Raw genomic sequence first — 12,839 nt, forward strand, 5'->3', positions numbered from 1 at the left:
GGGCCCCCCCCCCCCCCCACAACCCCCCCCCCACGGCCGCCTTCGGTACCAACCCCCCCCCCCCCCCCAAATTGGGGGCGCTGGGGTTCAGGCCTGCTCAGCCGCGAAGTAAGCGCCCAGCGCCTCTTCCCACGACCGCAGCGGCGTCAGCCCTGCCTCGCGCCACGAAGCCGGGGACAGCACCGAGTACGCCGGACGCGCCGCCGGGCGCGGGAACTCCGCCGTCGTGCACGGCTGCACGCGGGCCGGATCCGCGCCCAGGTGCTTGAAGATCGCCTGTGCGAACCCGCACCAGCTCACCGCACCCGCGTTCGTGCAGTGCAGGATCCGTCGCTCCGGCCCGTCGCCGGCGGCGACCCGGGACGCCAGCTCGAGAAGTCCCGAAGCCAGGTCCGCCGTCCAGGTGGGACCACCGACCTGATCGTCCACAACGGACAACTTCTCCTGTGAAGACTCCAAGCGCGCCATGGTCTTCACGAAGTTAGCGCCGGAATGTCCGTACAGCCAGCCGGTCCGCACCACCCACGACGACGCGCCCGACCCGAGGACCGCGTCCTCGCCGGCCGCCTTGGTCCGGCCGTACGCCGACCGCGGGCCCAGTTCGTCGGAAGGCTCGTAGGGCGCGGACGCGTCACCCGGGAAGACGTAGTCCGTCGACACGTGGATCAACGGCACCCGCCGCGAAGCGCAGGCCGCCGCCAGCACCCGCGGCCCGTCGGCGTTCACCGCGAACGCGCGTTCCTCGTCGGTCTCCGCCGCGTCGACCGCCGTGTACGCCGCCGCGTTGACGACCACCGGTGCCGAACCCGCTTCCCGCGCCCGATCCGCCAGTGCCCCGACCGACGCCAGCACCTGTCCCGTCAGAGTCACGTCCAGCTCCGCCGAGCCCGGGGCGATCACGTCGACGCCGGACGACGCCAGCGCGGCGAGATCCCGGCCGAGCTGCCCGGAACCCCCGGGCACGAGCACCGTCAGCCGCACAGCCACTTCCCTACTTCTTGAGCGCGGCCCGCTCGGCCAGCGGTTCCCACCACGCGCGATTTTCCGTGTACCAGGCCACTGTCGCGGCCAGACCGTCCTCGAAGGACACCCGCGGAGCGTACCCCAGCTCGTCGCGGATCTTCGTGATGTCCACCGAGTACCGGCGGTCGTGGCCCTTGCGGTCCTCGACCGGCTCGACGCTGTCCCAGCCGGCACCCACGGCCTCGAGCAGCTTCTCGGTGAGCGACCGGTTGGTGAGCTCGGTGCCGCCGCCGATGTTGTAGATCTCGCCCGGCCGCCCCGCCTCCGCGACCAGCTGGATGCCGCGGCAGTGGTCGTCCACGTGCAGCCAGTCACGGACGTTGAGCCCGTCGCCGTAGAGCGGCACCTTCCGCCCGTCGAGGAGGTTGGTGACGAACAGGGGGATGACCTTTTCCGGGAACTGGTACGGACCGTAGTTGTTGGAGCACCGGGTGATGCACACCGCCAGCCCGTGGGTGCGGAAGAACGACCGCGCCACCAGGTCGGACGACGCCTTCGACGCCGAGTACGGCGAGTTCGGCTCGAGCACGTGGTCTTCGGTCCACGAACCGTGCTCGATCGAGCCGTACACCTCGTCGGTGGACACGTGCACGAACTTGCCCACCCCGGCTTCCACGGCCGCCTGCAGCAGGTTCTGCGTGCCGAGCACGTTCGTCAGCACGAAGTCGGCGGAGCCGAGGATCGAGCGGTCCACATGCGACTCGGCGGCGAAGTGCACGATCAGGTCCACCCCGCGCACGACCTCGGTGACCAGCGCGGTGTCGCAGATGTCCCCGCGCACGAAGCGCAGCCGCGGGTCATCGGCAACCGGGGCCAGATTGGCTTCGTTGCCCGCGTAGGTGAGCTTGTCCAGCACGACCACCTCGGCATCACGCAGCGCCGGGTAGGCGCCGGTCAGCACCTGCCGGACGTAGTGCGACCCGATGAAGCCGGCACCACCGGTGACCAGGACCCGCATCTTCCCGCCTTTCCTCGCGCCCCGGGCGGGGCAGTCCGCCCCCAGCCTACGGAGGTCCCACAACACCCTCAGTAGAGTCTGCGGTGGAGACACACAGGTGTCCTGGGGGAAGCACGGGGTTCACAGGGGAGGCAGCGCGTGACCGAACAGGCTGCGCCCACGATCCCGGCACGCCGGAGGCAGGACATCGGCCACGGCGCCGCGGTCTTCGCCCGCCGTGGCAGCAAGGTCGTGGTTTCCCTGCTGTCGGTGGTCGTCCTGGCCCTGACGTGGTACGGCTGGCAGTACATCGGCGACCCGAACCACGGCCTGACGACCACGAACGTCTTCGCCGACACCGAGGCGCACGCGAAGCCGCTCGACGGCGCGATCGACATCCTCCTGGTCGGCCAGGACAGCCGCACCGACGCGCAGGGCAACCCGCTGCCCCGCGAGGTGCTGGACATGCTGCACGCCGGCGTCTCCGACGGCGAGCTGAACACCGACACGATGATCCTGGTGCACATCCCGCAGAACGGGAAGCACGCGATCGCGATCTCGTTCCCCCGCGACTCCTGGGTGGAGCTGACCGGCGGCTTCGGCAAGCACAAGCTCAACAGCGCGTTCGTCTACGCGTACACGGACACCTACCGGGCGTTGCAGCGCCAGGGCATGACCGACCTCAAGCAGGCCGACGCGCAGGCGAAGGTCGCCGGGCGGAAGAACCTGATCGCCACGCTCGAGAAGTTCATCGGCAAGCCCGGCATGATCGACCGCTACGCCGAGGTCAACCTGGCGAGCTTCTACGAGATCACCAAGTCGATCGGCGGCATCGAGGTGTGTCTCAAGGCGCCGGTCAAGGAGAAGCGGTCCGGCGTGGACCTGCCGGCCGGGCGGCAGACGATCGAGGGCGTGCAGGCGCTCGCGTTCGTCCGCCAGCGCTACGACCTGGAGGGCGCCGACCTCGGCCGGATCGCCCGCCAGCAGGCGTTCCTCTCGGGGCTGGCCCGCAAGGTCATCTCCTCCGACGTGCTGACCAACCCGGTGAAGATCGCCGACCTGGTCTCGGCCGTGAAGAAGTCCGTCGTGCTGTCGCAGGGCTGGGACCTGACGGAGTTCGCCGAGCAGATGCGCGGGCTGACCGGCGGCAACATCGAGTTCCACACCATCCCGACCCTGGGCAACGCGAACATCGGGGGCGCCGACGTGCTGCGCGTCGACCCGGCCCAGGTGGCGGCGGAGGTGGCCCGGCTGACGTCGGACGGGGACACCCCGGCGGCGCCGACGTCGGCGGCGCAGCTGCCCGGCGCGAAGGCCGTCACGGTCGAGCTGTTCGACGGCTCGGGCTCGCCGGGGCTGGCCGGCCAGACGCACACGACGCTGCAGGGCAAGGGTTTCACACTGGCCGCCGACCAGCGGCTGAGCACCCGCAACACCACGGCGGTCCGGTACAACCCGGCCGATGGCACCGCGCTGGAGCTGGTCAAGCAGGCGTTGGGCACCACGGCGCAGGCCGAGCCGGACCGGGACGTCCCGGCCGGGCACGTGCGCGTGCTGCTGGGCAAGGACTTCCGGAACTCGGCCGCCGGCGCGGGTGGCGCGCCGACGTCCACGGCCGCGAAGCCACCTGCCGCCACGTCGCCGGCCGCGCCCCCTGCCGCGCCGGCGATCACGGCGGGCGACGTTCCCTGCGTCAACTAGACTGCGTACGCAGGGTGTTCGGGGGAGGTAGGCCAGCGTGGCAGCGGACCAGGAAGAACCGGAGACAACCGCCGATCCGGTGACGCAGAGCGACGACTGGGCGCCGTCGCCGGTTCCCCGGGCGATTCCGGAGCCGTCGCGGGTACGCCGGGCGGGACGGGTGACCCGCCGGCTCGCGGTCGGCCTGGTGTCCCTGCTCGCCCTCGGGGCCAGCGGCTACGTCTACGTCACCAAAGACCAGCTGCAGAGCACGGTCCCGACGACCGACGCCCTCACCCCGCGGGCCGGCGAGCCCGCACCACCGCCCGCGGACGACGGCGCGGACGACATCCTCCTCGTCGGCAGCGACGCCCGCACGGACGCGCAGGGCAACCCGCTGCCGGCGCGCGTGCTGCGGCAGCTGCGCACCGAAGCCAACAACGGCGCGGTGAACACCGACACGATGATCCTGCTGCGGGTGCCGAAGAACGGCAGCAAGCCGTCGGCGGTCTCGATCCCGCGCGACACGTGGACCGCCATCCCCGGCCGGGGCGAGGCGAAGATCAACTCGGCGTACGGCATCGCGAAGGCGCACTTCGCGCAGGCGCTGCGCGGGCAGGGCGAGCGCGACCAGGCGAAGATCGAACGCGACTCCGACACCGAGGGCCGCCGGGTGCTGGTGCAGGCGGTGCAGGACCTGACGCAGGTGCGGATCGACCACTACGCCGAGATCAACCTGCTGGGCTTCTACCTGATGACCGAGGCGCTCGGCGGGGTCAAGGTGTGCCTGAACCACGCGACCGAGGACAAGGACTCGGGCGCGAACTTCCGCCGCGGCGAGCAGACGGTTTCGGGCGGCGAAGCGCTGTCGTTCGTCCGGCAGCGCAAGAACCTGCCGCGCGGCGACCTGGACCGGATCGTGCGGCAGCAGGCGTTCCTGTCCTCGGCGCTGCACCAGGTGCTTTCGGCGGGCACGCTGGCCAGCCCCGGCACGCTGAACAACCTGATGGACGCGGTGCACCGGTCGTTGACGCTGGACCCGGGCCTCGACCTGCTGCAGTTCGCGCAGCAGGCGAAGGGGATCGCGTCGGGCGACCTGACGTTCGCGACGATCCCGGTGATCACGGCGAACGGCCGCAGCCAGGACGGCCAGAGCATCGTGCAGATCGACCCGAAGGCGGTCCGCGGCTTCGTGGCCGGACTGGCCGGGCGAGCAGCCCCGGCGGCCACCCAGACCCCGGCGGGCGGCAGCTCCGGCGGCGGGGCGGGCAGCGGCGCCGCCCCCGCCGCGGCACCGCTGCGTCAAGCCTCCCCCGGAGTCACCTGCGTCAACTGACCCAGACGTAGCTTTCACGTGAAAGCTACGCTTTGGGCGGGCGGCGCTTTCACGTGAAAGCTACGTCCTCGTCAACTGAAGTCGGCGCGGTGGTCCTCCGCCCACTGCCGGAACGTCCGCGGCGCGGCGCCGGTCACCTCGCGCACCACGTCCGTCACCAGCGACGGCTCCCGCAACGTCCGCGCCCAGGCACCCAGGACCGACGGGGGCACCTCCGGCGGCCAGCCCCGCGCCAGCATCTGCTCGGTCGCCTGCTCCACCGTCAGCTCTTCGACCCGCAACGGCTTGCCGAGCACGTCCGCCAGCACCTCCGCCTGCTCGCGGAACGAGATCGGCGCCGGGCCCGTCAGCGGGAGCGACTGCCCGTCGTGGGAGCCGTCGATCAGGATCCGGGCCGCGACGTCGGCGATGTCCCGCTCGTGGATCGCGCCGATCCGCGAGTCGGGGTACACCGTGCGGACCGCGCCCTCCGCGACGTCCGCGCGCCAGGCCAGTGTGTTCGTCGCGAACGCGCCCGGGTTGAGCATCGTCGACGCGAACGACCCCGCGGCCACGGCCCGCTCCACCGCGTGGTGCAGCGCCGCGATCCGGCTCTGCGCGGCGTCCGGTTGGAGCGTGGCGGCCGAGGAAAGCACCACGACGTGGCGCACGCCGGCCGCCTCGGCCGCCTTCACGAAACCGTCGATGCCCTGTGGCCGCGTGTAGATGAAGGCCGCGGACACGCCGTCGAGCGCGGGCTCCAGCGTCGAGGCGTCCTCCAGGTCCGCGCTCACCTTCGCGACGCCCTCCGGAACGTCGAGCTTCGTGGCGTCGCGGCTCGACGCGCGGACGTCCTGGCCTGCGGCGACGAGCGCTTCGAGCACCGCGCGCCCGACGTGTCCGCTCGCGCCGGTGACGAGAATGGTCATGTGTCCCCCAGCCCTTCAGATCAATTTGCTTTCAAAGCAAAGGTACTGAGGACGATGATCCGGTGTCAACCGGCACACTGCGTGGTCCGCGCTTTAGCCTTGTCCGCATGAGCCTGACCGACGAGCTGCTGCGCCCGCTGCTGGCCTCGCCCGCCAAACCGTTGATCACCCACTACGACGACCAGCTGGGCAGCCGCGTCGAGCTGTCCGTGGCGACCACCGCCAACTGGGCGGCGAAAACGGCCAACTGGCTGACCGAGGAGTTCGACGTCGAACCGGGCGACGCCGTGGCGGTGCAGCTCCCGGCGCACTGGCAGACCGTCGGCGTGCTGCTCGGGGCGTGGTGGTGCGGGGCACGCGTGGTGACCGAAGGGACCGGCGCGCGGGTGGCGTTCGTCGGGCCGGACGACCCGGAACCGACCGGTGCGGCGGCCACCGCCGTCGTGACGCTGGACCCGATGGGCCGCGGCCTCGACGAGCCCCCGGGCGGCGGCGCGTTCGACTACCTGACCGAGGCGCGGCTGGCGGGCGACCAGTACCGCCCGCTCTTCCCGGTCCCCGGCACCACGGCGGCCCTCTTCGAGTCCACTGTGGACGATGTGCTGGCCGAAGCCAGGGCCCGGGCGGCGAAACTCGGCCTCACCGCGGACGACCGCGTGCTGTCCACCCGGGACTGGAGTGGCCCCGAGGGCATCCTCGACGGCCTGCTCGTCCCGCTGGCCGCGGGCGCGCACCTGGTCCACGTGAGCAACGCGGACCCGGCGAAACTGGGCGCCCGCCGTGCCGCGGAACGCACGACGGCGGACCTCCCGGACTGACGGCGAAGGTCACCTCGAGGGAGTCCCTCGAGGTGACCTTTCACGGACTTGCGGTCAGGCGTTCTGCAGTTCGGCGACTTCGGCGTCGCGGCGGGCGCGCCTGCGGCCCCACAGCAGGTGATCGAGCGAAAGCCGGCCACCGTTGAAGCCGAGGGCGAGCCCGGCGAGCGCCAGCACCAGGACCAGCTCGTAGCCGCCCTTGCCGGTCAGGCCGTTGTCGATGTGCACCGAAAGCAGGGCGCCGACCGAGATCACGACGTAGCCGACGCCGACGAGCGGCAGCAGGAAGCCCACGATGAACGCGACCGAGCCGAGGATCTCGACGGTCATCGCGAAGATCGCGGCCACCGTGGGCAGCGGGATGCCCGACATCTCGAAGAACTTCGCCGTGCCGTCGATGCCGTTGTTCCACTTCTGCAGCCCGTGGGCGAGGAAGACGACCGCGACGCCGATCCTCCCCAGCAGCAGGGCCACGTCCTTGAATCGTCCGAACATCCGGTTTCAGCTCCCGATTAGGTGAAAGTTCAACTGACCCGACCCAAAGTAGGGCACCAGGCACCCGGATCCGAAACCCGGAGGGTGATCGACAGGAAACCGACAGGGGCGCTCAGCGCTTGTGCGTCCAGGCGGCCGGGAAGCAGTAGACCCCGAACGCGGCGAGCCCCAGGGCCACCACGGTCAGCAGCACGGTGCCGAAGGGCTGAGCGGCGAGCGTCTTGAGCGCGGCGTCCAGGCCGCCCGCCTTGTGCGCGTCGGCGTTGAACCCGGCGATGGCCAGCAGGATCGCGACCAGGGCGAGGACGACGCCCTTGGCGAGGTAGCCGGTGGTGCCCAGCCAGCCGACCCAGCGGCGCGTCCGGCCCGGCAGCTCCGCCGTGTCGAGGTCCACGAGGAACTTCTGCTTCGCGCCCTTGATGCCGGCGGCGATCGCCACCCCCAGGACGGCCACCGCGACGAGGACCACCAGGGCGGGCCCGGCCGGCAGCGACAGCAGCTTGCCGGTGAACTCCTGCTGCTTCTGGCTGCTCGACCCGCCGCTGCTGCTGCCGGTGGCGAGCCGGACGGCGGTGAAGCCGAGCACGAGGACGACGACGCCACGAGCGGCGGCGCCGATCCGCTTGCGCGTCCGCTGTCCGCCGCTGACCCACTCGTAGCCGGTGGCGGCCATCAGGAACTGCCACAGCCCGAAGAGGACCAGCCCGATGGCGACGACCCAGAGCAGGATCTGCCCGAACGCCGACGAGCCGATCTGCTCCAGCGCGCCCTTCTGGTCCGCCTGCTCGCTGCTGCCGAAGGCGACCTGCAGGGCGAGGTAGGCGAGCACGAGGTGCACGACGCCGTAGCACGCCATGCCGACCCGGCCGAGCAGCTGTGCGGTGTTGCTCTTCTCGCCTCTTTCGGCGGTGGCTTCTGCGTTGGCCTCTGTCCGGTTCATGCCTTCTGGGTACCCAGTCCGGCCCGTGATCACTTCGACCGGGTGGCCCAACGTGGTTAGGACGTTAGGACGATCGTCACCCGGCGGGCGCTCGCCCGGCTACCGGCTGTCGCGAAAGGACTCAGGCGGGACGGCGCCGGACCCTCAGGCGGGACGGCGCCGGACCTCGTCGAGGCCGGCCCAGCCGCCGTTGACCGCGAGCAGTGTCAGCACCTGCTCGGCCTGCTCGGCGAACCGCGCGAGATCCTCGTGCAGCAGGGCCGCGCGCTCGCCGTCGAGCTGGTCGAAGTCGTCGAACCAGAGGGAGATCGCCGAGCCCGCCGTGACGGCGAGCCCCTGCGTCAGGCTCAGGAAACCGGGCGACGGCGGGTCGGCGGCCGCGCGGTAGGCCGTCTCGATGTCGTCGCACGCGGCGAGCAGGTCCCGCAGCTGGCGGACGGCGCCGGCCGGGGTCCCGTCCCAGGCGGCCGTCGGCCAGGCGCGGTCGGACAGCTCGAGCCACAGCCGCCAGCCGGCGACCAGCTCGGCTTCGTCGTGGGGCGTCCAGGACGCCGGAACCGGCCAGTACATGCTTCGAGGGTGACACCGCCGGGGCGGAAATCCGCCCCGGCGGTGGGTTATGTCTCATGTGGCGAAACTCAGCCGATGACGGGCGGCACCGGCACGCACGGCGGCGTCTTCGCGTGGGCGGGGTCGAGCGCGTTGAGCACCAGCCCCTCGGCGACGGGGTCGTAGGTGATGCCGAGGTGGTCGGTGAAGTCGAGCACGCAGACGTTCTGCAGCAAGATGTTCTTGACGTTCGGCGCGGCCGCGAGGAAGGCGCTCGGATACGGCGTCACGACGTCGTCGTAGCGGGTTTGGATGACGGTGTACTGGATGCCGGGCACGGTTTCGCCGCCGGCGTTGAGGTCGGCGAGGAAGCCCGACCCGACGGCCTGTTCGTTGCACGACGGGCAGAGGGTCCCGAGCGCGGCCGGCACCCCCGGGATCCGTTCGAGGGTGCTCAGCAGGCCGAACAGGTCGGTCCCGTGGTTGGACGGCGACAGCCCGACGAGCCTGCTGATCTTGTCCGCGCCGCCGAGGTACTTGATCCAGTACCGGATGTTCATCCCGCCCTGCGAGTGCCCGACGACGTCGAGCTTGCTCGCGCCGGTCCGTGCCAGGATCTTGTCCCCGAAGGCGGCAAGCGCTTTCGCGGTGTCGGCGATCGGCCCGACGGTCTGCAGGAAGCTCCCGGGCGCCCCGCCGAAGTTCCCGGCGAAGACGCAGTACCCGGCGTCGGCGAGCTTCTTCGAGAGGTTGGCCCAGTTCTCGTAGGCGTTGGCCGTGGTCCCGTTGGACAGCAGCACGGGGTTCGGGTGCCGCGCGGAGGGCTTGCAGTTCCAGTCGTTCGCCCCGGGCGGCGCGATGGTGGGCGCGCCGAGCGAATACAGCGCGGCGGCGATGATGTTGGGCTGCACGGGCCCGGTCGGTTCCCGTTCCGCCGCTTGGACCGCTCCGGCCCCCAGCAGGAGTACCGCCACCGTGGCGGCGGCCGCCGTGAGCCACCTGCGCGTCGTTGCACCCATCCGCTTCACCTCTCTGTGAAGGATGGTGATTTACGTCACCGCTTATTTAACGCGCGGGTAGCTTGTTCGACACTCCCCCTGGTGAGGGATTTTCCGGCGACGGCGGATACGAAAAAGCCCCCGGCACCGCGTGGGTGCCGGGGGCTTTCTTCGGTCTGGCGATCAGCCCTTGAGCAGGGCGCGGGCCATGACGACCTTCTGGATCTGGTTGGTGCCTTCGTAGATCTGGGTGATCTTGGCGTCGCGCATCATGCGCTCCACCGGGAAGTCGCGGGTGTAGCCGGCGCCGCCGAAGAGCTGGACCGCGTCCGTCGTGACCTCCATCGCGATGTCGGACGCGTACGCCTTCGCCGCCGAGGCCATGAAGCTTGCTCGCTTGTCCCCCCGCTCCGAAGCCGCCGCCGAGGCGTACACCAGGTGGCGGGCCGCCTCGATCTTGGTGCCCATGTCGGCCAGCATGAACTGGACGCCCTGGAACTCGGCGATCGACTTGCCGAACTGCCTGCGGTCCTTCACGTACGCCACCGCCGCGTCCAGCGCGCCCTGGGCGATGCCCAGCGCCTGCGCGCCGATCGTCGGGCGGGTGTGGTCGAGCGTGCGCAGCGCCGTCTTCAGGCCGGTGCCGGGCTCGCCGATGATCCGGTCGGCCGGGATCGTGCAGTTCTCGAAGTAGATCTCGCGCGTCGGGGAGCCCTTGATGCCGAGCTTCTTCTCCTTCGGGCCCACCGAGAAGCCCGGGTCGTCCTTGTGCACGACGAACGCCGAGATCCCGTTGGCCTTCTTCTCCGCCTCCGGGTCCGTCACAGCCATCACCGTGTACCACGACGACTCGCCCGCGTTGGTGATCCACGCCTTGGTGCCGTTCAGCACCCAGTGGTCCCCGTCCAGCCGGGCGCGCGTGCGCATCGACGCGGTGTCCGAACCCGCCTCGCGCTCCGACAGCGCGTACGACGCCGAAGCCTCGCCCGACGCGATCGACGGCAGCACCAGCTTCTTCAGGTCCTCCGAAGCCGACAGGATGATCGGCTGCGTGCCGAGCTTGTTCACCGCCGGGATCAGCGACGCCGACGCGTCGACCCGGGCGACCTCTTCGATCACGATGCAGGCGCCCACGGCGTCCGCCCCCTGGCCGTCGTACTCCTCACCGATGTGCACGGCGTTGAAGCCCGACTTGACCAGCGCGGTGTACGCCTCGATCGGGTAGCGCTCGTTCTCGTCGACCTCGGCCGCGTACGGCGCGATCTCCTTCTCGGCCAGGGCCCGGACCGCGGCCCGCAGCTCCTCGTGCTCCTCGGCAAGCTGGTACAGGCCGTCGGTCACTTCCGGTCACCTTCTCTGCAACGTCGGGAGGGGTTCGATCGATGTTAGCGCTCGTTCACCTACGTCGTCCTTGTGGCCTTGACCGCAGAATTCGTATGGTCGAGTGATGCCGATCACCGCGTCGACGACGCCGCCCGGTCTGCCCGCCACCCTCACCTACCCCGAAGTCCCGGCCGGTTCGATCATCGCGGCGGGTGCCGCGCGCTGGGGTGACCGGACCGCCTTCGCCCACGACGGCCACAGCCTCACCTTCGCCGAGACCTACCGCGCCGCGTGCCGGTTCGCCAACTCGCTGCGCGAACGCGGCATCGGCCGCGGCGACGTCGTGGCGCTGCACCTGCCGAACTGCCTGGCCTTCCCGGTCGCCTACTACGGCACGCTGCTGGCCGGTGCGACCTTCAGCCCGGCCAACCCGCTGCTCCCGCCGGACGACCTCGCTTTCCAGCTCACCGACTGCGAGGCCGCCGCGGTCGTCACGTTCGGCCCGGTCGCGGGCACGCTGACCGGCATCGCCGACCGGATCCCGGCGCGGTGCACCGTCGTCGTCCAGCCGGTCGGCGACCTGCCCGCGGGCGCCGTCGAGTTCGAGGCGTTCCAGGCCGGGCAGCCGGAGACGCGCCCCTCGGCCGACCTGGACGTCCACGAGGACCTCGCCCACCTCGCCTACACCGGCGGCACCACCGGCCGGTCGAAGGGCGTGCGGCTGTCGCACCGCAACGTCGTCGTCAACACCCTCCAGCACGCGTGCTGGGGTACCGGCTCGGTGCCGGCGCTCGACGAATGCGGCGACGTCACGATCGACCAGATCGGCAGCGAGGACGAATGGCCGTCGAGGCTGGGCACCGGCGTCGCGATCAACCTGACGCCGTGGTTCCACGCGATGGGCATCATCGGCGGGCTGAACGCGGCGGTGATCGCCGGGACGACCATCGTCCTGCACTCCCGCTTCGACCCGGCGGCGTACGTCGCCGACGCCGAACGGCTGCGCATCACCGGCATCGGCGGCGCGCCGGCGCTGTTCGCCGCGTTGCTCGCGACGCCGTCGTTCCACACCGCCGACCTCTCGTCGGTGCGGGCGATCGGCTCCGGCGCGGCGCCGATGAACCACGCGATGATCAACGCGCTGCGCGAGCGCTTCCCGGGCGTGGTGGTCACCGAGGGCTACGGCCTCACCGAGGCGACGATGGGCGCGGTGATCTCGCCGACGTACCGCTCGGGCACGCGCAAGGTCGGCTCGGTGGGCGTGCCGATCTTCGACACGGAGGTCAAGGTCGTCCCGGCCGAGGGCGGCGAGGCGCCCCTGCCGGCGGGCGAGCGGGGCGAGGTCTGCCTGCGTGGCCCGCAAATCATGCTGGGCTACCGCAATCGCCCCGAGGACACGGCGGCGGCCCTCGTCGACGGCTGGCTCCACACGGGCGACATCGGCATCCTCGACACCGACGGCTACCTGTCCATAGTGGACCGCAAGAAGGACATGCTGCTGTACAAGGGCTACAACGTCTTCCCGCGCGAGCTGGAGGAGCTGCTCATCACGATGCCGGGGGTGGCGGCGGCCGCGGTCGTCGGCCGCCCCGACGTCGAGGTCGGCGAGCTGCCGGTGGCCTTCGTGGTGCCCCGCGGCTCGCTGGACGCCGACGAGCTCATGGCCGCGGTCAACGAGAAGGTGCTGCCGTACAAGCGGCTGCGCGAGATCCACGTGGTCGAGCAGATCCCGGTGTCCGCCGCGGGGAAGGTGCTGAAGCGGGAGCTGCGGCAGCAGCTGACCGGCAAGCTGGAGTAGCCGGTTCCGGAGGGCACCCGAAGCGGCGGGCGAC

12 protein-coding genes are annotated in these 12,839 nt (G+C 71.1%); 4 read left to right on the plus strand and 8 right to left on the minus strand.

Annotated elements, in window-relative coordinates:
• Positions 1-87 precede the first annotated feature (87 nt).
• Together rfbD and rfbB are read right to left on the minus strand one after the other, a co-directional pair.
• A complete protein-coding gene (rfbD, locus tag AB0F15_RS38940) occupies positions 88-987 on the minus strand; it encodes a dTDP-4-dehydrorhamnose reductase (RefSeq protein WP_360281790.1) in 900 nt (299 codons plus the stop codon).
• Positions 988-991: 4 nt separating this feature from the next.
• Complete coding sequence (gene rfbB / locus AB0F15_RS38945; RefSeq protein WP_360281792.1) at positions 992-1,981, minus strand: dTDP-glucose 4,6-dehydratase; 990 nt, start codon at positions 1,979-1,981, stop codon at positions 992-994.
• Positions 1,982-2,119: 138 nt separating this feature from the next.
• Here rfbB and AB0F15_RS38950 point away from each other — a divergent pair, with 138 nt between their 5' ends.
• Positions 2,120-3,661: an LCP family protein gene (locus AB0F15_RS38950; protein ID WP_360281794.1), complete on the plus strand. Its 1,542-nt coding sequence runs from the start codon at positions 2,120-2,122 to the stop codon at positions 3,659-3,661.
• Positions 3,662-3,698: 37 nt separating this feature from the next.
• Positions 3,699-4,976 carry an LCP family protein gene (locus AB0F15_RS38955; RefSeq protein ID WP_360281796.1) on the plus strand — a complete coding sequence of 426 codons (1,278 nt, stop codon included), beginning with the start codon at positions 3,699-3,701 and terminating at the stop codon, positions 4,974-4,976.
• A 71-nt stretch (positions 4,977-5,047) separates the two neighbouring features.
• Here AB0F15_RS38955 and AB0F15_RS38960 read toward each other — a convergent pair whose 3' ends face one another.
• A complete protein-coding gene (locus AB0F15_RS38960) occupies positions 5,048-5,884 on the minus strand; it encodes an NAD(P)H-binding protein (RefSeq protein ID WP_360281798.1) in 837 nt (278 codons plus the stop codon).
• 107 nt (positions 5,885-5,991) lie between these two features.
• On the opposite strand from AB0F15_RS38960, the gene AB0F15_RS38965 reads away from it, so the two are divergent.
• On the plus strand, positions 5,992-6,702 hold the full coding sequence (locus AB0F15_RS38965; protein ID WP_360281800.1) for a TIGR03089 family protein: 711 nt from the start codon (positions 5,992-5,994) through the stop codon (positions 6,700-6,702).
• A 54-nt stretch (positions 6,703-6,756) separates the two neighbouring features.
• Here AB0F15_RS38965 and AB0F15_RS38970 read toward each other — a convergent pair whose 3' ends face one another.
• From AB0F15_RS38970 to AB0F15_RS38990, 5 genes are all read right to left on the minus strand, one after another.
• A complete protein-coding gene (locus AB0F15_RS38970) occupies positions 6,757-7,197 on the minus strand; it encodes a DoxX family protein (RefSeq protein ID WP_360281802.1) in 441 nt (146 codons plus the stop codon).
• A gap of 112 nt (positions 7,198-7,309) precedes the next feature.
• The gene (locus AB0F15_RS38975; RefSeq protein WP_360281804.1) at positions 7,310-8,137 is read right to left on the minus strand and encodes a DUF1206 domain-containing protein; all 828 of its coding nucleotides are present in this window, start codon (positions 8,135-8,137) and stop codon (positions 7,310-7,312) included.
• A 144-nt stretch (positions 8,138-8,281) separates the two neighbouring features.
• Positions 8,282-8,707, minus strand: coding sequence for a hypothetical protein (locus AB0F15_RS38980; protein WP_360281806.1), 426 nt, complete (start codon positions 8,705-8,707; stop codon positions 8,282-8,284).
• A 68-nt stretch (positions 8,708-8,775) separates the two neighbouring features.
• Positions 8,776-9,705, minus strand: coding sequence for an alpha/beta fold hydrolase (locus AB0F15_RS38985; RefSeq protein WP_360281808.1), 930 nt, complete (start codon positions 9,703-9,705; stop codon positions 8,776-8,778).
• 162 nt (positions 9,706-9,867) lie between these two features.
• Positions 9,868-11,025 carry an acyl-CoA dehydrogenase family protein gene (locus AB0F15_RS38990; protein ID WP_360281810.1) on the minus strand — a complete coding sequence of 386 codons (1,158 nt, stop codon included), beginning with the start codon at positions 11,023-11,025 and terminating at the stop codon, positions 9,868-9,870.
• Positions 11,026-11,131: 106 nt separating this feature from the next.
• Here AB0F15_RS38990 and AB0F15_RS38995 point away from each other — a divergent pair, with 106 nt between their 5' ends.
• Positions 11,132-12,805: an AMP-binding protein gene (locus AB0F15_RS38995; RefSeq protein ID WP_360281812.1), complete on the plus strand. Its 1,674-nt coding sequence runs from the start codon at positions 11,132-11,134 to the stop codon at positions 12,803-12,805.
• Positions 12,806-12,839: the final 34 nt, after the last annotated feature.

Origin of the sequence: Amycolatopsis sp. NPDC026612 (assembly GCF_040638285.1) — a bacterium.
GTDB lineage: Bacteria > Actinomycetota > Actinomycetes > Mycobacteriales > Pseudonocardiaceae > Amycolatopsis.

Excerpts from the sequence above, each read along its gene's own strand:
- AB0F15_RS38975 (WP_360281804.1), bottom strand. The coding sequence starts at position 8,137 with ATGAACCGGACAGAGGCCAACGCAGAAGCCACCGCCGAAAGAGGCGAG.
- AB0F15_RS38965 (WP_360281800.1), top strand. The coding sequence starts at position 5,992 with ATGAGCCTGACCGACGAGCTGCTGCGCCCGCTGCTGGCCTCGCCCGCC.
- AB0F15_RS38980 (WP_360281806.1), bottom strand. The coding sequence starts at position 8,707 with ATGTACTGGCCGGTTCCGGCGTCCTGGACGCCCCACGACGAAGCCGAG.
- rfbB (WP_360281792.1), bottom strand. The coding sequence starts at position 1,981 with ATGCGGGTCCTGGTCACCGGTGGTGCCGGCTTCATCGGGTCGCACTAC.
- AB0F15_RS38985 (WP_360281808.1), bottom strand. The coding sequence starts at position 9,705 with ATGGGTGCAACGACGCGCAGGTGGCTCACGGCGGCCGCCGCCACGGTG.
- AB0F15_RS38970 (WP_360281802.1), bottom strand. The coding sequence starts at position 7,197 with ATGTTCGGACGATTCAAGGACGTGGCCCTGCTGCTGGGGAGGATCGGC.
- AB0F15_RS38995 (WP_360281812.1), top strand. The coding sequence starts at position 11,132 with ATGCCGATCACCGCGTCGACGACGCCGCCCGGTCTGCCCGCCACCCTC.
- AB0F15_RS38960 (WP_360281798.1), bottom strand. The coding sequence starts at position 5,884 with ATGACCATTCTCGTCACCGGCGCGAGCGGACACGTCGGGCGCGCGGTG.